Below are 18,049 nucleotides of genomic sequence, written 5' to 3'. Positions count from 1 at the left end.
TAGGTGAACCTTCACTGATAATGAAGACCTTGCCGCCTACGTGGGTTCAACATTTCTTGACCGCGACCCAAGCACGCAATTGACCAAGGCCGACTCAAACCCTAGTTTAGAACTATTCTAAACTAGGGTGAATTCCTCATGCTTTCCCGCGTCTTCGGCTTCGGCCGCCGTCCCTTCGAATCGCTCACCGAACAGGAAATACTGGCGCTGGCCATTTCGTCCGAGGAGGATGACGGACGCATCTACCGGGCCTATGCCGACGGGCTGGCGGACACCTTTCCGCAATCGGCAAAAGTGTTCGAGGAGATGGCCGAGGAAGAGGATGGCCATCGCGATGCGCTGATCGAGCTTTTCCGCAATCGGTTCGGCGAACGCATCCCGCTGATCCGGCGCGAACATGTGAAGGGTTATTACGAGCGCAAGCCAGACTGGCTGGTGAGACCGCTCGGCATCGAGCACGTGCGCAGCCAGGCCGAGGCGATGGAGCGGCAGGCCTATCTGTTCTATGTCGAGGCGGCCAAGCGCACCACGGATGTCTCGACCAGAAAACTGCTCGACGATCTGGCGCTGGCCGAACAGGGGCACGAAACGCTGGCGCAACGCCTGGAGCAGAAGCACGTGCCGGGCGAAGTGAAGGACGAAGAGGCCGCTGCCGAGCAGCGCCAGTTCATCCTCACCTATGTGCAGCCGGGGCTTGCCGGATTGATGGACGGATCGGTGTCGACGCTGGCGCCGATCTTCGCCGCGGCGTTTGCCACGCATGACACCTGGCAGACCTTTCTGGTCGGGCTTGCCGCCTCGATCGGCGCCGGCATCTCGATGGGCTTCACCGAAGTGGCTTCCGACGACGGCAAGCTGTCGGGCCGTGGTTCGCCGATAAAACGCGGCATCACCACCGGCGTCATGACGTCGGCGGGCGGCCTTGGCCACGCATTGCCCTATCTCATCCCGCATTTCTGGACTGCGACAGCAGTCGCCGCGGTCGTGGTTTTCTTCGAATTGTGGGCGATTGCCTTCGTCCAGAACCGCTACATGCAGACGCCCTTCCTGCGTGCAGCCTTCCAGGTGGTGCTTGGCGGCGCCCTGGTGTTCGCGGCCGGTGTGCTGATCGGGAATGCGTAGCTCCTCTTCCTTCCCCCACAAGGGGGAAGGAAGAGGAGCTACCCGTTCACCGCCCGGCTATCCCCAGGCGCCTCGGCCCTTTCGGTCAGCCCATAATCACGCACGACATGGGCGATGCGCAGTCGGTAGCCGGCAAAGATACCGTCGCGGCCGGCCTTTTGCGCTTGCCGGTGTTCCTCGGTGTTGCGCCAGGCCTTCACCGCCTCCTCGTCGCGCCAGAACGACAGGGACAGGATGCGGTTAGGCTCGACCAGGCTCTGGAAGCGTTCGATGGAGACAAAGCCGTCGATACCGTCGAGCAGCGGACGCAAGTCGGCGGCGATGCTCAGATAGGCGTCGCGCCTGCCCGCCGCCGGCTCGACCTCGAAAATGACGGCAATCACGGCAGCGCCAGTTTCGCGTGCGGGCCCGAGACGTGTTTCAGGAACATGCGGTCCTCCTTCAGGATGAATCTCTCGCGGCGGGCGAATTCGTAGTTTGCCTTGCCGGCGGGATCGGCGGCAAGCCGGGCGCGATAGGCTTCATAGGCGGCCAGGCTGTCGATGTTGTAGGCGGCGTAGGCGGTCGTCGCCGAGCCCTCATGCGGCGCGTAGTAGCCGATCAGATCGGCACCGCAGCGCGGGATGGCCTGTCCCCAGTTGCGGGCGTACTCCTCGAAGGCAGCCTTGCCGAACGGGTCGATCTTATAGCGGATGAAGCAGGTGATGGTCATTGTGGTCTCCTTGGGTTTCCGCGTCGATAGTTCGAGCGGCGTCGAAACGTCGTGCCGCCCGGTCTGCTAGGGCTGCCAGAAGGATTTCGCGCATTCGCGGCGCACGTCTTCGGGCGTCAGGCCAAGGTCGCGCAGCAGGTGGTCGTCGATCTCGGCAAGGTCGAGACGTTGCAAATGGCGGTCATACCATTGGGCCAGGAGCCGCGAGCGAAGCCAGCTGACGAACGGGAACGATTGACGGCTGGCGAGCGGTGCCGAGGGGAAAGCGGTTCGTGCGGTCATCGTCGTCTCCTTGATCTGATCGGAGAATAGTGGTTATCTGACAAGAATGCTTCGATGAGGAACGAACTATGCGTGAAGGCCCTGACATCGCCCGCATCGCCAGCCTGGTCGGCGACCCGGCACGGGCAAACATGCTGAATGCCCTGATGGGCGGCACGGCGCTGACGGCGAGCGAACTGGCGCTCGAGGCCGGCGTCTCGCTGCCGACCGCCAGCTCGCATCTGGGCAAATTGATGGAGGGCGGGCTGCTCACGGTGGCGAGCCAGGGCCGCCATCGCTACTACGGCCTCGCCGGGCCGCAGGTGGCGGGCATGATCGAAGCCATCACCGGTGTCGCGGAAGCCGTCGGTCCAAAGCGCGTGCGGCCGGGCCCTCGCGACGGGGCGATGCGCGTGGCGCGTGTCTGCTATGATCATCTCGCCGGTGAGCAGGCGGTGGCGATGCTGGATCGCCTCGTTGCCAAAAACGTGTTGGTCCGCGACGACAAGGAGATCAGGCTCGGGCCATCGGCGGCTTCGCATTTCGCGGCCATCGGCATCGATGTCTACACCAAGCCGCGGCGGCCAGTGTGCCGCGCCTGCCTCGACTGGAGCGTGCGCCGCTCGCACCTCGCCGGCACGCTGGGCGCCGCCATCCTCGACAAGATCCTTGCCGAGAAATGGGCGCGCCGCGAAAAGGACAGCCGCGCGGTCATTTTCTCGCCGCCGGGCAAGCAGGCGTTTGAAAGGGTGTTTTTGAGCTGACGATTCAGCGGGACGTTACTCCGGCAGTCGTTGGCGGGACAGCACCCCCCTCTGGCCTGCCGGCCATCTCCCCCGCAAGGAGGGAGATTAGGCGCTCCTCCATTTTCGCCAATCTCCAACGTTGCAGGAATGAGCGATACTTCGAAACAGCCGATCTCCCCCCTTGCGGGGGAGATGTCCGGCAGGACAGAGGGGGGTGTGACAGAACGCTACGTTCACCATTCTGCGCAAGCCGCATCGCTTCCGCCGTTCGGCTCACCCCCGCTTCAGCACCTTGCCCCGCCCGAAAAAATCCGCCCACGGATCGGCTTGCGCGAGCTGCTTCAGCGTCGTCTTGTCGCCGATCGGAAAGGCGTTCGGCGCCAGCCCAGCCTCGATCTCGGCCCAGGTCACCGGCATCGACACGGTGGCGCCCTTCTTGGCGCGCGACGAATAGGGCGCGACCGTCGTCGAGCCCCTGCCATTGCGCAGATAGTCGACGAAGATCTTTCCTGTGCGCGCCTTCTTCGACAGCGTTGCCGTGTAGCGGTCCGGGGCGCCCTGTTCGAGCGCCTTGGCGAAATCATGGGCGAAGGTCTTCACCGCGTCCCAATCCGCCGATGGCTTCAGCGGCACCAGCACATGATAGCCCTTGCCGCCCGACGTCTTGACAAAGTTGGGCAGCGACAGCTCGTCGAGCTTGCCTCTGATATCGAGCGCCGCCTCGCGCACCGCCTTCACGTCGACGCCTTCATCGGGGTCGAGGTCGAAGATGATCTGGTCCGGCTGTTCAAGCTTCTCGACGGTACAGCCCCAGATGTGGATCTCGACCACGCCGTACTGGACCAGTGCCGCAACGCCGTCGAAATCCCTGATGAACAGGATCTCCTCGCTATCGTTTGGGTCCTTCATGCGGGCGATCTTGTCGCTCATGCCGGCGGAGGCGTGCTTCTGGAAGAAGCGCGGGCCGCCGACGCCGTCCGGCGCGCGCACCAGGCTGAGCGGCCGGTTGACGACGAACTGTTCCATGCGTGGCCACACCGACGCGTAGTGGTCGAGCAGGCCCTGCTTGGATATTTTTTCGTCCGGCCACAGCAGCTTGTCGGGGTGGGAAAGTTTCACCGTGGTCGTCATCGACCCGGCAGGTTTGGCGATGCTGCTGGCCGCTGGCTTCGCCTTGCCTGTCGCTGCCGTCGACGCTTTGGGCTTTTCCTGCACGACTTCCTCCGCCGGCTTGTCCTCGCGCAATCCCTGGAACGAGGCGTGGCGTATTATACGGTCCGACGTCCAGCTGCGAAACTCCACTTCGCCGACAAGTTCCGGCTTGACCCAGACCACGCCCTTGCCCTTCGGCACGGCGGCAGCGAACGGCGACGACTTTGCCTTCAGCGCATCGAGCTTCGTCTTCAAATCGGTTGCGCCCTTGGCGGAGAAACCGGTGCCGACACGCCCGGCATAATGCAGCTTGCCGCCCTCATGATAGCCGACCAGCAGCGAGCGCAGTCCGCGCCCGGTCTTCTCCGACGGCAGATAGCCGCCGATGACGAATTCCTGCCGCGCCGTGCATTTCGATTTCACCCAGGTTGGGCCGCGGCCGCTGCGATAGGGTGCATCGGCGCGTTTTGAGACGACGCCTTCCAGGCCCATGCGGCAGGCATGCTCCAGCATGATCTTGCCGGGTTCGGAAAAATGGTCGCTGAAACGGACGGCCGCATTCTCCGGCTGTTTGCCGAGCAAGTCTTGCAAGGCCTGCTTGCGCTCGACCAATGGCTCGCGGCGCAGATCCTTCCCGTCGAGGTGCATCAGGTCGAAGACGTAATAGATGAAGCGGTTGGTTCGATTGGCAGACAGATCCTGCTGCAGCAGCGAGAAGGACGAAACGCCGCTGTCGGCCAGCACGACGATCTCGCCGTCGATGATGGCGTCGCTGCATTTCAGTCCGGCCAGTTCCGCCATGATCTCGCCGCCGAATTTCTCCGTCCAGTCGAGGCCGGTGCGGGTCAGCAGCCGCACCTCGGTCCCGGCGATCTGCGCCTGCATGCGATAGCCGTCGAACTTCACCTCGTGCAGCCAGTCCTTGCCAGGCGGAGCATCGCGCTCCAGCGTGGCGAGCTGAGGCTCGACAAAGTCGAGGCGCTTGCCGGCCTTCGCCTTGGCGGCCGCCGGCTTGTTGGAATGCCAGACCTTTGGCTTCTCGCCCTTGGCGGCCTTGCCTTCGCCGACCTCCTCGATCGTCAGGCCCGACTTCACCGATTCCGGCGCTTCCTTGAGAATGTCCTCGCCGGGGCGTGCCGCGGCATCGTCCGACTTGATCAGCAGCCAGTTGTCGCGTTTTTCACCCGCGCGCGGCTTCAGCCTGACCAGATGCCAGAGACCGTGCAGCTTGTGGCCTTTGAGCTCGAAGCTGATATGGCCTTTTTTCATCGCCTTGGCGGGATCGATCTCGGGTGTCCAGGTGCCCTCGTCCCAGACGATGACCGAGCCGCCGCCATATTCGCCCTTGGGGATGGTGCCTTCGAACGGCGCATAGTCGATCGGGTGGTCCTCGACATGCACGGCCAGCCGCTTCTCATGCGGGTCGAGGCTCGGGCCGCGCGTCACCGCCCAGCTCCACAGCACACCGTCATGCTCAAGCCGCAGGTCGTAATGCAACCGCGTCGCCGCATGCTTGTGGATGACGAAGATACCGCCGGCCGTGGCCTTCCTGTCGCGAGAAACCTTGCCGGAGGGCTCGGCGGTCTTCTTGAAATCGCGCTTGGCGTGATATTGTTCGAGGCTGGCCATCCCTGATGTCCTCAGGCCGATTTGCGCTTGGGCGCGGCGGCTTTCGGCTTGGCGCTTCGGGCTTTCGCCGATGAAGCCTTCGTTGAGCCGCTATCCGACGACAGGCTCTTCTTCAGCGCATCGAACAGATTGACGACGTTGGAAGGCTTGGGCGCCGACTTGGCCGTAGGCGCCTTCTTGCCGGCCTTTTTGGCACGGATCAGCTCCAGCAGTGCATCCTCGTATTTGTCATCGAACTTCGAGGGGTCGAACTTGGCCTTCTTCTTGTCGATGATCAGTTCGGCCAGATCGGTCATCTCCTGGTCGGTCTTCACCGCCTTGATGTCGCCGAACACCGTGTCCGGCTGGCGCACCGTGTTGTCGTAGCGCAGCGTCGTCAGCACCATGCCTTTGCCCAGCGGCTCGATGACCACCGGGCGCTCGCGATTGTAGAGCACGATGCGGGCCAGCCCGGCCATCTTCTTGCCCGCCATCGCATCGCGGATGACGGCGAACGCCTCCTCCGACACCTTGTCGGCCGGCGCGACATAATAGGGCGTGTCGAGGTAGATCTGCTGAATCGAGGCTTTGTCGACGAACCCGTCGAGCGCCATGGTATGCGAGGATTCGATCTGCACCGCCTCGATCTCGTCTTCCTCGATATGGACGAAATCGCCGTCGCTGACTTCGTAGCCCTTGATCTGGTCGTCGTCGCCGAGCGGCTTGCCGGTTTCGGAATCGACATAGATGCGCTTCACCGTGTTGCCGGTCTTGCGGTTCAGCACCCGGAACGAGACCTTCTCGGTTTGGGTGACGACATTGGTCAGCTCGACGGCGCAGGTGACCAGCGACAGTTTCAGATAGCCCTTCCAGGCTGGACGCGGCGCCATGACATCTTCCCTTCCAGAACCCGATGAAGGTGAGAACGGACAGAGCCCGCTCCAGTTCCGCGCTCACGCACCGATCTGGATGCAAGGCGCGCCCGGGGCGTTCTGGCCGCCGGCACGGAAATTTCTCGGAGGCGGTCAAAGTTGAAACAGAACCGCACGCAGGCGACATTCAAACGAAACATATGTGATGGAAAAGTCACATTGGGCGGAATGCCGACCAACTGCACGGAAAGACCCCGAATCAGCCGCATTCCGGCCACGAAGCGAGGCATTTTCGACCAGATATTAACATCACGTTCACCGACTATTCACGCCTCGACGCTATGATGACCGCAATTCGGAAGGGACATCCGAAAATCGGGACAGGGACAAGGGTAATGAACTTCCTCGCGCACCTCATCGGCTATGCCGCCGCCATCCGCGAATTCGTCGCGCCGACCTATCGGCCCGAGCGCTATTACATGCGCGGCCCCGGCCCGGCTTGCGCCCGTCGCGGCAACTCGCTCGGCGTGAGCGCGCACTGATCATGGCTTTCGAAAATCGCCACGACAGTCGGATCTGCAGGCCGGCCGCCTCTACCCGCGCCACCACCTATCGCGCCGAGCGTCCCGCTCTCGCCGACAGGCGGCGTGCGACATCACCACGGCTTTGATACCGCCTTCGGCTGGCTTAGTGTCCCAAGGGCACAAGCAGCCGAGGCCAACGTGACCGACCTTCCCCAGTCAAGCCGTCGCAAGTCAGGCCGTCCCTCCGAAACATCCTTCGATGCACGCCATCCGCTGATCGTCTTCGATGGCGTCTGCGTGCTGTGCTCCGGTTTCGTGCGCATGGTGGTCAGGCTCGACCGCCAAAGCCGCTTCCGCTTCGCCACCGCGCAATCGCCGTTCGGCGAGGCGCTGTTCAGGAAGCACGGGCTGCGCACGGACAGCTACGAAACCAATCTCGTCCTGATCGACGGCATAGCCTTCACGCGGCTCGACAGCTTCGTTGCCGTCATGGCGGAACTCGGCTGGCCGTGGCGGGCGATGAAGGCTCTGCTGTTGCTGCCGCGCCCGCTGCGCGACTGGCTCTACGATCGCATCGCCAAGAACCGCTACGCCCTGTTCGGCAGGAAGGACAGCTGCGACATCCCGTCGGCCGAACTGCGCGAGCGGTTTCTTGGCTAGGGACCCTAGGGGGAGCAGCGGATGAAGCTTCTCATCGTCGGCGGCTACGGAATTTTTGGCGGCCGCATCATCCAATTGCTGGAGAACGAACCGGTCAAACGCTCATGTCACCGGCCTGATCGTGCGCTATCGCGGCTGGCTCGCGCCGTCCGATCCACACGGCTCCAGCACGATCCTGTCACCGGCCGCCTTGCCCAGTTCGCGGCAGCCCTGAACCGAGCACAGCATCCAGCCGTCGCTGGTGGCGCCAGAGGCGGCAAGCACGACGCGTCGCTGCGGGCCGACCTTGGGCGCATAGATCCACCAGCCGTCGCGCAGCACCGCGCTTTCCGGCGGTTCCATGCCGGCGCCCGAGCCCTTGATCCGGGCCTCGATCACCTGCAGGCCGGTAGGCGTGACCTTCCAGTCCTCCTCCCAGCGCGTGCGCTCCACCGAATGCGTCCAGGACAGCGTGAAGGCGGCAACGGAGAGCGTCACCGTCTTGCCGGCGGCCAGGATGCACAGGCTCATGCGGTGGCTGGCCGCGCCCGCCAGCAGTGCCAGCCGATCCAGGCAAGCGACAGCGCCCAGCCGGCCTCGTCGGTGAGCGGCACCGCGGCGACCAGGAGCACGCCGGCGGCGAAGGCAAGCAGGCGTTCCCACAACGCCATGCGGCGGGCGAGAAAGCCAACGGCGGCGGCACCCCACAGCACGATGCCCATGCACGCCTTGGCAACGATGTAGGCGACCTCGACGGGATAGCCGAACTGGGCGGCGATCGGCCCGGCGTCCTGCAACATCAGCGCCGGGGTGTAGACAGCCATGAACGGCACGACGAAGCCGGCAATGGCAAGCTTGGTCGCCTGGATGCCGATCTTCAGGCCGCTTTCCTTGGCCATGGGTGCGGCGGCAAACGCGGCCAGCGCCACTGGCGGCGTCAGGTCGGCCATGATGCCGAAATAGAAGACGAACATGTGGCTGACCAGCAGCGGCACCCCAAGCTCCAGCAGCGCCGGCCCGGCCAGCGACGAGGTGATGATGTAGTTGGGAATGGTCGGGATGCCCATGCCGAGCACCAGGCAGGTGACCATGGTCAACACCAGCGACAGGAACAGATTGTCCTCGCCGATCGAGATGATCCAGCCGATGAAGGTCGAGGCGATACCGGTCAGCGTCAGCGTGCCGATGACGATGCCGACGATGGCGCAGGCAATGCCGACCGGCAGCGCGTTCTTGGCGCCTTCGGCAAGCGAATCGACGCAAATTCGCAGTGTCTCGCGCCCACCCTTGAAGGTGAAGCAGGCGACAATGAGCGCGGCGATGACCAGGCCGAGAATGTTGACGCCGAACTTCATGAACGAGGCGGCGGCAAGCCCAAGCGCGATCCAGAAGACGATGCGGAAGGCGAGCGGCCCGATCGCTGCCGCCAGCGGCGTGCCGAGGATGAGCACGATGGTCAGCGCCAGGCCCATCGTGCCGGCGAAGATTGGCGTATAGCCGGCAAACAGCAGGTAGATCAGGGCTGCCAGCGGCAGCACCAGCGGCCAGTGTTGCCGTACCGCGTCCCACGGGTTGGGCAGGTCCGCCTTGGCCATGCCGTGCAGCCCGGCCTTGCCGGCTTCCAGATGCACCTGCCAGAAGCAGGCGCCGAAATAGAGCAGCGCCGGGATGATCGCCGCCTTCACCACCTCGGCGTAAGCCACGTTCAGCGTTTCGGCCATGATGAAGGCGACCGCGCCCATCACCGGCGGCATGATCTGGCCGCCCATCGAGGACGTCGCCTCGACGGCGCCGGCAAAAGCCGAGCGGAAGCCGAAGCGCTTCATCAGCGGGATGGTGAACTGCCCGCTGGCCACCACATTGGCCACGCCCGAGCCGGAAATGGTGCCCATCAACGCCGACGACAGCACGCAGACCTGCGCCGGGCCACCGCGCCATGTGCCGACCAGGCCAAGCGCGAAATCGTTGAACAGCGCGATCATGCCGGCGCGTTCGAGAAAGGCGGCAAAGACGACGAAGATGAAGATGTAGGCGGCCGAGACATAGATCGGCGTGCCGTATATGCCTTCGGTGCCGTAGGCGAAAGTGTCGACGAGCTGGGCGAAATCATAGCCGCGATGGATGAGCGGCGGCGGCAGATGATTGCCGACAAAGCAATAGGCGAGGAAGATGAAGGCGATGACCGCCAGCGGCAGGCCCATCAGCCGCCGCGCGGCCTCGAAGACCAGCACCACCAGCACCGCGCCGACGATCAGGTCCGGCGTGGTCAGAAAGCCCGAGCGCCGGATGAGATCGGCATAGAAAACCCAATTGTACAGGCCGGTGCCGAAGCCGAGCACGCCGAGCGTCCAGACTATGGCCTTGGCCGGCACGCTTTTGGTGCGCAAATTGGCGATCAGGCCGAAGCCGAGCAGCAACAGGAAGCCGACATGCATGGCCCGCACCACCTGGCTCGGAATGCTGCCATAGGCTGCGACATAGATCTGGAACACGGAAAAGGCGACGGCGATGAGAAAGGCAACCTTGCCGGCGACGCCGTCGCCGAAGCCAGGCGGCAGCCCTTCGACCTGCTCTTCGGCCGGAGCAAGAACAGTCGGGATTTTCGGATGGACGTCAGTCATGGCGGGCTCCTGGCGGTGCTTCCCCTCCCCCTTGAGGGGAGGGTGCCGAGCGAAGCGAGGCGGGTGGGGTCACCTCAGCTGCCTCGACCTTTGATCAAGGAGGTCGAGCGCGTCGCCGAGGACCCCACACCCGTCCATCCGCCTTCGGCGGCTGTCCACCCTCCCCTCGAGGGCCTCGAGGGGGAGGGAACGCCTTACTTCAGCAGCCCCTTCTCCTTGTAGTACCGCTCGGCACCGGGATGCAGCGGCACCGGCATGCCGTCGAGCGCCTTGGCCGGGTCGATTGCCTTGGCGGCGGCATGCGCGGCGGCCAGCTGGTCGAGATGGTCGAACATCAGCTTGGTCATCTGGTAGGCGGTCTCGTCGGAGACGTCGGCGCGGGTGATGAGGAAATTGCCGACGGCGGCGGTCGCGACATCCTCGCTCTGGCCCTCATAGGTGCCCTTGGGAATGACCACCGAAAGATAGGGCGAGCCGATCTTGGCGACGTCTTCCGCCGACACGGCCACGACATTGATCGGCACGGAGGTGGCGAGGTCGCGGATCGAGGCGACGCCGAGCCCGGCCGATTGCAGCGTGGCGTCGAGCTGCCGGTTCTTGATCAGCTCGACCGATTCGGCGAAGGGCAGGTATTCGACCCGGCCGAGATCCTCGTATTTGAGCCCGGCGGCGGCGAAGATGGCGCGCGCGTTGAGCTCGGTGCCGGACGCGGGCGCGCCGACCGACAGGCTCTTGCCCTTGAGGTCGGCCAGCGTCTTGATGCCGGACTCCTGGCTGGCGACGATCTGGATGTAGTTGGGATAGATGGCAGCGATGCCGCGCAATTTGTCGAGCTTGCCGGGGAACCCGGCCTCGGTGTTGCCTTCGGCGGCCATCTTGACGGAATCGCCCAGCGCAAAGGCGACCTCGCCCTTGCCCTGCTGCAGCAGATTGAGGTTTTCGACCGAAGCCTTGGTCGCCTGCACCTGGGTGCGGGCGCCTTCGATGCCCTTGCCGTAGATTTCAGACAATGCCACGCCGAGCGGGTAATAGACGCCGGACGTGCCGCCGGTCAGCACATTGATGAATTCCTGCGCTCCTGCCGAAACAACGCCAAGGCCAAGTGAAAGCGCCATTGCGCCGACAGCAACAAATTTCGTTCTGAAATTGAGCATCGTGATTTCCTCCCTGAAATAGTGGCGCCGCACTGCCCTCCTCGGCATGAGCGGCGCGAGTTTAGACGGCGGACGGCAAATGCCAACCCGCAATTGCACCCATTAGACGAACGGCTGAGTGCTGCCGTGGCGGGCGCCGGCTTGCGCATGATGCGGCCAAGGCCGAAAGATTTTTCCAGCACCTGTCGAAATCGGCCGAGACCGCACGACATAGGGTCGGCCCGCACGAAGCGGCCGTTCGTCAAAACGGGAGAAGACCATGCGATACATGCTTTTGATCTACAATGACGAGGCCGCGACGGCGAATGCGCCACGCGACAAGACCGAGCAGGTCCTCGCAGCCTATGGCGCCTATACCGAGGCGTTGAAGAAATCCGGCGCATGGCTGGCCGGGGACCGGCTGCGCCCGACCCAGGCGGCTGCCTCGGTGCGGATGGCCAACGGCAACACCAACGTGCTCGATGGCCCCTATGCCGACACCAAGGAGCAACTTGCCGGCTTCTACATGATCGAGGCGACCGACATCGACACGGCCAAGGAATGGGCTGGACGCTGTCCGGCAGCCAGCACCGGCACGGTCGAGGTGCGCCCGATCTGGGAAATGACCGAGTACCTGTCCGATGCCGCCGAATGATTTTTTCGCGGCGCCTGTCGAAATCGGTCCAGGCCACGCGACATAGGGTCGGCCAGCAACGAAGCGGCCTTCGAGAAAACGGGAGAAGACCATGCGATACATGCTTTTGATCTACGTCAACGAAGCCGCGATGGCGGCCGCGCCGACCGATAAGACCTACGAGATCAGCGCAGCCTATGGCGCCTATACCGAGGCGTTGAAGAAATCCGGCGCCTGGCTGGCCGGCGACCGGCTGAAGCCGACCCAGGCCGCCACTTCGGTGCGGATGGCCAACGGCAAGACCAACGTGCTCGACGGCCCCTATGCCGACACCAAGGAGCAACTCGCCGGTTTCTACATGATCGAGGCTGAGGACGCCGATGCCGCTATCGCTTGGGCGGCGCGCTGCCCCGCCGCCAGCGCCGGCACGGTCGAGCTGCGGCCGATCTGGGAACAGACCATGTGATGGAGAGTGGCCTGGAGATCGCCCGCGCGGCGGCGGAAGTCGCCGCCCGGCAAAGCTACGGCAAGCTTGTCGCCTGGCTCGCGGCGCGCACGCGCGACGTGACCGCCGCCGAGGACGCGCTGGCCGACGCCTTTGCCGCGGCACTCGAACTCTGGCCACGAACCGGCGTGCCGGAAAAGCCGGAAGCCTGGCTGCTGGCGGTGGCAAGGCGGCGCCGCGTCGATGCGGTGCGGCGGCGGCTGACCAGCGAGGCTGGCCGCGAGCATCTCAAGCTGATTGCCGAGGAAGTGGAGGCGCGCATGACCGACGAAGACCTACCCGACGAACGGTTGCGGCTGATGTTCGCTTGCGCCCATCCGGCGATCGAATCGGGCGTGCGTTCGCCGCTCATCCTGCAGACGGTGCTGGGGTTCGACGCCGCGACGATCGCTTCCGCCTTCCTGGTCTCGCCGGCAACGATGAGCCAGCGCCTGGTGCGCGCCAAGACCCGCATCCGTGAAACCGGCATTCCGTTCCGCGTGCCGGAGCGGGCGGAACTCGGCGAACGGCTGGATGCGGTGCTGGAAGCGATCTACGCCGCCTTCGCCGAAGGCTGGTCCGACCCGGCGGGCACCGAAACGCGCCGCCGCAATCTGGCGACCGAAGGCATCTGGCTCGGCCGGCTGGTGGCGTCGCTGTTGCCGGAAGAGCCCGAGGCGCTTGGCCTCTTGTCGCTGATGCTGTTCGCCGAAGCGCGCCGCGCCGCACGGCGCAGTGCCGCAGGCGACTTCGTGCCACTGGCGGAACAGGATTGCCTTCTATGGGACCGCGCCCTCATCGATGAGGCGGAGGCGCTGCTTTCGCACGCCGCGGCCAAGGGCGTCATCGGCCGCTACCAGCTCGAGGCGGCCGTGCAGTCCGCACATGCGGCACGACGGCTGACCGGCCGCACCGACTGGGCGGCGATCCGCGAACTCTACGACGCGCTTCTTTCGATCGCAGGATCGCCGGTGGTGGCGATCAACCGCGCGGTGGCGATTGCCGAGGCCGAGGGCGCCGTGGCCGGATTGGCGGCCCTTTACGTGCTGGGCGACGACAAGCGGCTTGATGACTATCAGCCCTATTGGGCAGCCCGCGCCGGTCTGCTGGCCAGGCTCGGTCAGGTGCCACAGGCAACCGAGGCCTATGACCGGGCGATCGGCCTCGAGCGCGACCCGGCGGTGCGCCGCTTCCTGCAAGGAAAACGTGCAGTGCTCAGAAATTGAGCCTGGCCACCGGCTGTCCGTTCAGCCTGGCCACATCTCATGCGATGTGTTGAGCGTCCTCATCAGCGGGTGCTCGCGCAGTTTCGACCACAGACGCTCGATATCAGGCCAGGCCGCGCGCGCCCTCTCGATGTCGGGATGCCAGGCCACCAGCATGACGAGATAGATGTCGGCCAGGGACAGCTGGTCGCCGACCAGCCAGTCGCGTCCTTCGAGAGCGGCATCAAGAACAGCAAAGCCGCGGTCCATCTCGGCGACGGCTGCCTGCTTGACCGCCTTGGTGCCGTCGGGATCGGCCGTGTATCGATACGCGTAGTAGAAACGCAGCACCGCCGGATAGAGCACCGACGACATGAAGGTCATCCAGCGCAGGAAGTCGGCACGGGCAGGCGCGTCGACAGCCGGCGCCAGGCCGGCATTGGGGTGACGCTCGGCAAGCAGGATGCAGATCGCCGCCGATTCGGTCATCGAGCTTCCGTCCGGCAAGGTCAGCACCGGTACCTGGTTCAACGGGCTGATGCCGAGAAAGGCCGGATCGGGCCGGTCGGTCTTCGGCACGTCGATGTGCTCGAACGGTGCGTTCGCCAGCGCCAGCGCAGCCTCGACGACGAAGCCGCCGCTGCCCGGACGGGTGTAGAGCTTGTACATGAAATCCTCCCCGGCCCACGGAAAGCAGGCCGGTGGGGATATGAACCGGAAGCGGTGTCGCGCTCAAGCCGGTGGCTGACGCCACCGGGATTTTTTCAGCGGGCCAGCGAACTGCGACCGTCCAGTGAAGAGGCCTCAACCAAAACCCAGGCGGCATCGCGGACATGTGAAATTGGCCAGGACACCTGTCCCTTCGTCATCCTGGGCGCAGCGAGGAGCGGAGCGACGAGAGCAGACCCCAGGATCCATGCCGCGACCTCTCAGCGTTGCTGCGGTTCAGAATTCTGATCCGCCGCATTCCCCGACAGCCGTCACGGAATGGATCCTCGGGTCTCCGCGACGGAGCTTCGCTCCTGCTTCGCCCGTGGATGACGAAGGGAGAGGACTACGACCCCAACCCTTCGAACAGGATGGTCGACAGATAGCGCTCGGCGAAGGACGGGATGATCACCACCAGGTTCTTGCCCTTGTTCTCCGGCCGCGAGCCGACGACGATGGCTGCCTGCAGGGCGGCGCCCGACGAGATGCCGACCGGCACGCCTTCGAGGCGGGCGACCAGACGGGCATTGGCGACCGAATCCTCGTTCGAGACCTTGACGATCTCGTCATAGATCGTCGTGTCGAGGATCTTGGGCGCAAAGCCGGCGCCGATGCCCTGGATCTTGTGCGGGCCGGGCTGGCCGCCTGACAGCACCGGTGAGGATTCCGGCTCGACGGCGACGACATGCACCGAAGGCTTGCGCTTCTTCAGCACCTGGCCGACGCCGGTGATGGTGCCGCCGGTGCCGATGCCGGCGACGAAGATATCGACCTCGCCATGCGTATCGTTCCAGATTTCCTCGGCCGTCGTCGTGCGGTGGATTTCCGGGTTGGCCGGATTCTCGAACTGCTGCGGGATGATCGCATTGGGGATCGTCGCTGCCAGTTCGTCGGCCTTGGCGATGGCACCCTTCATGCCTTTCGGCCCCTCGGTCAGCACCAGCTCGGCACCGAGCAGCGCCAGCATTTTCCGGCGCTCGATCGACATCGTTTCCGGCATCGTCAGGATCAGCTTGTAGCCCTTGGCGGCGGCGGCGAAGGCAAGCGCGATGCCGGTGTTGCCGGACGTCGGTTCGATCAGCGTGGTCTTGCCGGGAGAAATCCTGCCGGACGCCTCCAGCGCCTCGATCATCGCCACGCCGATACGGTCCTTGACCGAAGCGATCGGATTGAAGAATTCGAGCTTGGCGATGAGATTGGCGACGATGCCCTTTTCCTTGGCGAATTTGTCGAGCCGCACCAAGGGCGTGTCGCCGATCGTGTCGGTGATGGAATCGTAGACGCGGCCGCGACCGGGCACGCGGGCTGATGTGACAGGCTTGTTCATTGGTTTCGCTCCCAGAATTTCAGGCAAGTGGAATTGCAGCCGGCAAGATAGGGCTTTCAGCCGCGCAACATAAGCTGTCGGCCGAAAATATCCGAGTGGGGCCTGTGTCGAAAACGCCTTCCTCCCGGAAAAGCATTTCCCGCAAAGGCCTGTTTGCGAAATGCTTTGGCCGAGGGCCCTCTATTGGCGGGCGGCAATCGCTGCGGCAGCACCGACCATGAAGCCGGCGGCGGTGCGGTTGAGTGCCTTGAGCGCGCTTGGTGATTTCAGGAACCAGCGCGCCTTGGCGGCCAGCGCCAGATACGGCACCAGCACCACCAACAGCACGACGACAGTCAGCGCGACGAGAATGCCATAGTCGGCCAGCGTGATGGTCTTCAGGTCGACGATGGTCGGCGTGATCGCGAGGTAGAAGATCATCGTCTTCGGATTGCCGAGCGTGACGGTGAGGCCGGCGGCGAAGCTCGACAGCAGCCCGCCTTTGCCCTTCCTCGCCTCGACGGTCTCGGGCGTGATGCCGCTGTTCCAGAACCGCCAGCCGAGAAAGGCAAGATAGGCGACGCCAAGCCATTTGATGGCGAGAAAGACCATGCCGAAACTCTGCGCGACGAAGGCGAGGCCAAGCACCACCGCGGTCAGATAAGTGATGTCGCCAACCATCAGGCCAAACGACATCGCCAGCGACGAGCGGAAGCCGGAGCCGAGCGCACGCGCGACAAGCGCGGTGATGCCGGGACCAGGAATGGCGGCGGCAATGCCGAGAGCGGCACTGTAGGCGAGAAATCCGGTGAGGGTCATGGTTGCGGCCTTGCGCCCGGCGCTGTTGTGACAGTCCCCTATCGCACAAAGTCCGCCAGGCGTGAATTCCCTGGCGCCGGATTCGATTGCACCACGCCGATGCGCGGATTTGCGCTCAGGAGCGACCGCTGCCATGGGTGACGCGCCAGATGGTGCCGTTGCCGTCCTCGGTGATAACAAGCGCGCCGTCGTTCGCCACCGCCACGCCGACCGGTCGGCCCCAGACCTCGCCGTTGGAGACGACGAAGCCGGTCATGAAATCCTCATATTCGCCGGTCGGCTTGCCATCCTTGAACAGCAATCTCACCACCTTGTAGCCGGTCCTGTTGCCGCGATTCCATGAACCATGCAGAGCGACGAAGGCGTCGCCGTTGTATTCGGCCGGAAAGCTCTTGCCCTCGTAGAAGGTGATGTTGAGCGGCGCCGAATGCGCCTGCATCAGCACATCGGGAATATCAATCTTGCCGGCAAGGTCGGGGCGCTCGCCCTTGTGGCGCGGATCCTCGTTGTTGCCGATATAGTACCAGGGCCAGCCATAGAAGGCGCCGTCCTTGACCACTGTTGCATATTCGGACGGCACGTTGTCGCCGAGCCCATCGCGCTCATTGACGACACACCATAGCGCGCCGGTCGCCGGTTGCACGGTCATGCCCGAGCAGTTGCGCAGGCCGGTGGCGACGATGCGTCCGTTCTTGCCGTCGGGGTCGAAGGCCAGCACGTCGGCGCGGCCATCTTCAGGGCCCCATGTGGCGCCGAGCGGCTTCGACTTCGCCCAGGCGTCGAGGCCGCCCTCCGGTTCCTTGCTCATATCCTCGGCGACATTCGATCCCGAGCCGACCGACAGATAAAGCGTCTTGCCGTCTGGCGAAAAAGCGATGTCGCGCGTCCAGTGATGACTGGCGGGGATGTTGTCGATGATGGTTTCCGGATCGCCTGATGCCTTCAGGTCACCCTTGCGGTAGGCAAAGCGCACGACGCTGTCGCTGTTGGCGACATAGACCCATTGCGGATCATTGCCCGGCGGATAGAAGGCGATGCCATAGGGCTGGTTGAGGTTGCCGGCAAAGATGCCGTCCTGCGCCGGCTTCGCGCTGTCCTCGGCGAGGCGGTAGACGCGAATCTGGTTGGCCTCACTGTCGGCGACGAACAGGTCGCCATTCGGCGCCACGCGCACGACGCGCGGATTGTCGATGCCCGACGCGATCAATTCGGCCGAAAAGCCCTGCGGCAGCTTGGGCTTGGCATCCGCCGGCCGTTCCGCCAAGCCGGCACTGTTCGAGGCGGATTTGGTGACATAGGGCTTCGGCAGATCGTTCGGCCTGATCACGCGGCGCACCCCCGGCCTGTCGGCGCGCCAGTCACCGAAGGCGGCCGCGCCCTTCAGCACGGGCTCGTCCGCCTGCTGGGCGAATGCCGTTGTGGTGACAAACAGGGCGGCGGAAATAGCCAGACCGGCGAAACGGATCATCCTGTCCTCCCATATTGGCCGTGAAGACAGGAACG

General features: G+C 64.4%; 19 protein-coding genes. 7 read left to right on the top strand and 12 right to left on the bottom strand.

Going from position 1 to position 18,049, the window contains the following annotated elements; translation table 11 throughout:
* The first annotated feature begins 138 nt into the window (after positions 1–138).
* Positions 139–1,122: an iron exporter MbfA gene (gene mbfA, locus ACZ89F_RS32220; RefSeq protein WP_476096187.1), complete on the top strand. Its 984-nt coding sequence runs from the start codon at positions 139–141 to the stop codon at positions 1,120–1,122.
* 38 nt (positions 1,123–1,160) lie between these two features.
* Here mbfA and ACZ89F_RS32215 read toward each other — a convergent pair whose 3' ends face one another.
* From ACZ89F_RS32215 to ACZ89F_RS32205, 3 genes are all read right to left on the bottom strand, one after another.
* A complete protein-coding gene (locus ACZ89F_RS32215) occupies positions 1,161–1,505 on the bottom strand; it encodes an antibiotic biosynthesis monooxygenase family protein (RefSeq protein WP_476096186.1) in 345 nt (114 codons plus the stop codon).
* Positions 1,502–1,834 carry an NIPSNAP family protein gene (locus tag ACZ89F_RS32210; protein WP_476096185.1) on the bottom strand — a complete coding sequence of 111 codons (333 nt, stop codon included), beginning with the start codon at positions 1,832–1,834 and terminating at the stop codon, positions 1,502–1,504. The genes ACZ89F_RS32215 and ACZ89F_RS32210 overlap by 4 nt, the downstream gene beginning before the upstream one ends.
* Before the next feature lie 66 nt (positions 1,835–1,900).
* The gene (locus tag ACZ89F_RS32205; protein WP_476096184.1) at positions 1,901–2,116 is read right to left on the bottom strand and encodes a DUF1127 domain-containing protein; all 216 of its coding nucleotides are present in this window, start codon (positions 2,114–2,116) and stop codon (positions 1,901–1,903) included.
* Between the two features lie 68 nt (positions 2,117–2,184).
* Between ACZ89F_RS32205 and ACZ89F_RS32200 the strand changes: the two genes are divergently transcribed.
* Positions 2,185–2,859, top strand: a complete 675-nt coding sequence (locus ACZ89F_RS32200) for an ArsR/SmtB family transcription factor (RefSeq protein WP_476096183.1) — start codon at positions 2,185–2,187, stop codon at positions 2,857–2,859.
* A gap of 255 nt (positions 2,860–3,114) precedes the next feature.
* On the opposite strand, the gene ligD is transcribed toward ACZ89F_RS32200, so the two are convergent.
* Together ligD and ku are read right to left on the bottom strand one after the other, a co-directional pair.
* The gene (gene ligD, locus ACZ89F_RS32195) at positions 3,115–5,622 is read right to left on the bottom strand and encodes a DNA ligase D (RefSeq protein WP_476096182.1); all 2,508 of its coding nucleotides are present in this window, start codon (positions 5,620–5,622) and stop codon (positions 3,115–3,117) included.
* 11 nt (positions 5,623–5,633) lie between these two features.
* Entirely contained in the window at positions 5,634–6,491 is an 858-nt protein-coding gene (gene ku, locus ACZ89F_RS32190; protein ID WP_476096181.1) for a non-homologous end joining protein Ku, read from the bottom strand.
* A 377-nt stretch (positions 6,492–6,868) separates the two neighbouring features.
* Here ku and ACZ89F_RS32185 point away from each other — a divergent pair, with 377 nt between their 5' ends.
* Together ACZ89F_RS32185 and ACZ89F_RS32180 are read left to right on the top strand one after the other, a co-directional pair.
* Positions 6,869–7,015: a hypothetical protein gene (locus ACZ89F_RS32185; protein WP_082525385.1), complete on the top strand. Its 147-nt coding sequence runs from the start codon at positions 6,869–6,871 to the stop codon at positions 7,013–7,015.
* 180 nt (positions 7,016–7,195) lie between these two features.
* Positions 7,196–7,657 (top strand): thiol-disulfide oxidoreductase DCC family protein, encoded by a 462-nt coding sequence (locus ACZ89F_RS32180; protein WP_476096180.1) that lies wholly within the window; start codon positions 7,196–7,198, stop codon positions 7,655–7,657.
* 126 nt (positions 7,658–7,783) lie between these two features.
* Here ACZ89F_RS32180 and ACZ89F_RS32175 read toward each other — a convergent pair whose 3' ends face one another.
* From ACZ89F_RS32175 to ACZ89F_RS32165, 3 genes are all read right to left on the bottom strand, one after another.
* Positions 7,784–8,167: a DUF1850 domain-containing protein gene (locus ACZ89F_RS32175; protein WP_476096179.1), complete on the bottom strand. Its 384-nt coding sequence runs from the start codon at positions 8,165–8,167 to the stop codon at positions 7,784–7,786.
* Positions 8,164–10,257 (bottom strand): TRAP transporter permease, encoded by a 2,094-nt coding sequence (locus tag ACZ89F_RS32170; protein WP_476096178.1) that lies wholly within the window; start codon positions 10,255–10,257, stop codon positions 8,164–8,166. The genes ACZ89F_RS32175 and ACZ89F_RS32170 overlap by 4 nt, the downstream gene beginning before the upstream one ends.
* A gap of 194 nt (positions 10,258–10,451) precedes the next feature.
* On the bottom strand, positions 10,452–11,411 hold the full coding sequence (locus tag ACZ89F_RS32165) for a TAXI family TRAP transporter solute-binding subunit (protein ID WP_476096177.1): 960 nt from the start codon (positions 11,409–11,411) through the stop codon (positions 10,452–10,454).
* A gap of 259 nt (positions 11,412–11,670) precedes the next feature.
* Between ACZ89F_RS32165 and ACZ89F_RS32160 the strand changes: the two genes are divergently transcribed.
* The 3 genes from ACZ89F_RS32160 to ACZ89F_RS32150 all read left to right on the top strand — a co-directional run bounded on the left by ACZ89F_RS32160 (position 11,671) and on the right by ACZ89F_RS32150 (position 13,734).
* Entirely contained in the window at positions 11,671–12,045 is a 375-nt protein-coding gene (locus ACZ89F_RS32160) for a YciI family protein (protein ID WP_476096176.1), read from the top strand.
* Between the two features lie 91 nt (positions 12,046–12,136).
* The gene (locus tag ACZ89F_RS32155; RefSeq protein WP_056585399.1) at positions 12,137–12,490 is read left to right on the top strand and encodes a YciI family protein; all 354 of its coding nucleotides are present in this window, start codon (positions 12,137–12,139) and stop codon (positions 12,488–12,490) included.
* Entirely contained in the window at positions 12,490–13,734 is a 1,245-nt protein-coding gene (locus ACZ89F_RS32150) for an RNA polymerase sigma factor (protein WP_476097445.1), read from the top strand. The genes ACZ89F_RS32155 and ACZ89F_RS32150 overlap by 1 nt, the downstream gene beginning before the upstream one ends.
* A 21-nt stretch (positions 13,735–13,755) precedes the next feature.
* On the opposite strand, the gene ACZ89F_RS32145 is transcribed toward ACZ89F_RS32150, so the two are convergent.
* The 4 genes from ACZ89F_RS32145 to ACZ89F_RS32130 all read right to left on the bottom strand — a co-directional run bounded on the left by ACZ89F_RS32145 (position 13,756) and on the right by ACZ89F_RS32130 (position 18,014).
* On the bottom strand, positions 13,756–14,382 hold the full coding sequence (locus tag ACZ89F_RS32145; protein ID WP_476096175.1) for a glutathione S-transferase family protein: 627 nt from the start codon (positions 14,380–14,382) through the stop codon (positions 13,756–13,758).
* 385 nt (positions 14,383–14,767) lie between these two features.
* On the bottom strand, positions 14,768–15,748 hold the full coding sequence (cysK, locus tag ACZ89F_RS32140; RefSeq protein WP_476096174.1) for a cysteine synthase A: 981 nt from the start codon (positions 15,746–15,748) through the stop codon (positions 14,768–14,770).
* A gap of 180 nt (positions 15,749–15,928) precedes the next feature.
* Positions 15,929–16,546, bottom strand: a complete 618-nt coding sequence (locus tag ACZ89F_RS32135; RefSeq protein WP_476096173.1) for a LysE family translocator — start codon at positions 16,544–16,546, stop codon at positions 15,929–15,931.
* 115 nt (positions 16,547–16,661) lie between these two features.
* A complete protein-coding gene (locus ACZ89F_RS32130; protein WP_476096172.1) occupies positions 16,662–18,014 on the bottom strand; it encodes a PQQ-dependent sugar dehydrogenase in 1,353 nt (450 codons plus the stop codon).
* Positions 18,015–18,049: the final 35 nt, after the last annotated feature.

The organism is Mesorhizobium sp. USDA 3734 (assembly GCF_056279665.1).
Note: the sequence above shows the minus strand (reverse complement) of the source record. Positions and strands in the feature narration are given on the sequence as shown.

Excerpts from the sequence above, each read along its gene's own strand:
- mbfA (WP_476096187.1), top strand. The coding sequence starts at position 139 with ATGCTTTCCCGCGTCTTCGGCTTCGGCCGCCGTCCCTTCGAATCGCTC.
- ACZ89F_RS32210 (WP_476096185.1), bottom strand. The coding sequence starts at position 1,834 with ATGACCATCACCTGCTTCATCCGCTATAAGATCGACCCGTTCGGCAAG.
- ACZ89F_RS32205 (WP_476096184.1), bottom strand. The coding sequence starts at position 2,116 with ATGACCGCACGAACCGCTTTCCCCTCGGCACCGCTCGCCAGCCGTCAA.
- ACZ89F_RS32200 (WP_476096183.1), top strand. The coding sequence starts at position 2,185 with ATGCGTGAAGGCCCTGACATCGCCCGCATCGCCAGCCTGGTCGGCGAC.
- ligD (WP_476096182.1), bottom strand. The coding sequence starts at position 5,622 with ATGGCCAGCCTCGAACAATATCACGCCAAGCGCGATTTCAAGAAGACC.
- ku (WP_476096181.1), bottom strand. The coding sequence starts at position 6,491 with ATGGCGCCGCGTCCAGCCTGGAAGGGCTATCTGAAACTGTCGCTGGTC.
- ACZ89F_RS32185 (WP_082525385.1), top strand. The coding sequence starts at position 6,869 with ATGAACTTCCTCGCGCACCTCATCGGCTATGCCGCCGCCATCCGCGAA.
- ACZ89F_RS32175 (WP_476096179.1), bottom strand. The coding sequence starts at position 8,167 with ATGAGCCTGTGCATCCTGGCCGCCGGCAAGACGGTGACGCTCTCCGTT.
- ACZ89F_RS32170 (WP_476096178.1), bottom strand. The coding sequence starts at position 10,257 with ATGACTGACGTCCATCCGAAAATCCCGACTGTTCTTGCTCCGGCCGAA.
- ACZ89F_RS32165 (WP_476096177.1), bottom strand. The coding sequence starts at position 11,411 with ATGCTCAATTTCAGAACGAAATTTGTTGCTGTCGGCGCAATGGCGCTT.
- ACZ89F_RS32160 (WP_476096176.1), top strand. The coding sequence starts at position 11,671 with ATGCGATACATGCTTTTGATCTACAATGACGAGGCCGCGACGGCGAAT.
- ACZ89F_RS32155 (WP_056585399.1), top strand. The coding sequence starts at position 12,137 with ATGCGATACATGCTTTTGATCTACGTCAACGAAGCCGCGATGGCGGCC.
- ACZ89F_RS32150 (WP_476097445.1), top strand. The coding sequence starts at position 12,490 with ATGGAGAGTGGCCTGGAGATCGCCCGCGCGGCGGCGGAAGTCGCCGCC.
- ACZ89F_RS32145 (WP_476096175.1), bottom strand. The coding sequence starts at position 14,382 with ATGTACAAGCTCTACACCCGTCCGGGCAGCGGCGGCTTCGTCGTCGAG.
- cysK (WP_476096174.1), bottom strand. The coding sequence starts at position 15,748 with ATGAACAAGCCTGTCACATCAGCCCGCGTGCCCGGTCGCGGCCGCGTC.
- ACZ89F_RS32135 (WP_476096173.1), bottom strand. The coding sequence starts at position 16,546 with ATGACCCTCACCGGATTTCTCGCCTACAGTGCCGCTCTCGGCATTGCC.
- ACZ89F_RS32130 (WP_476096172.1), bottom strand. The coding sequence starts at position 18,014 with ATGATCCGTTTCGCCGGTCTGGCTATTTCCGCCGCCCTGTTTGTCACC.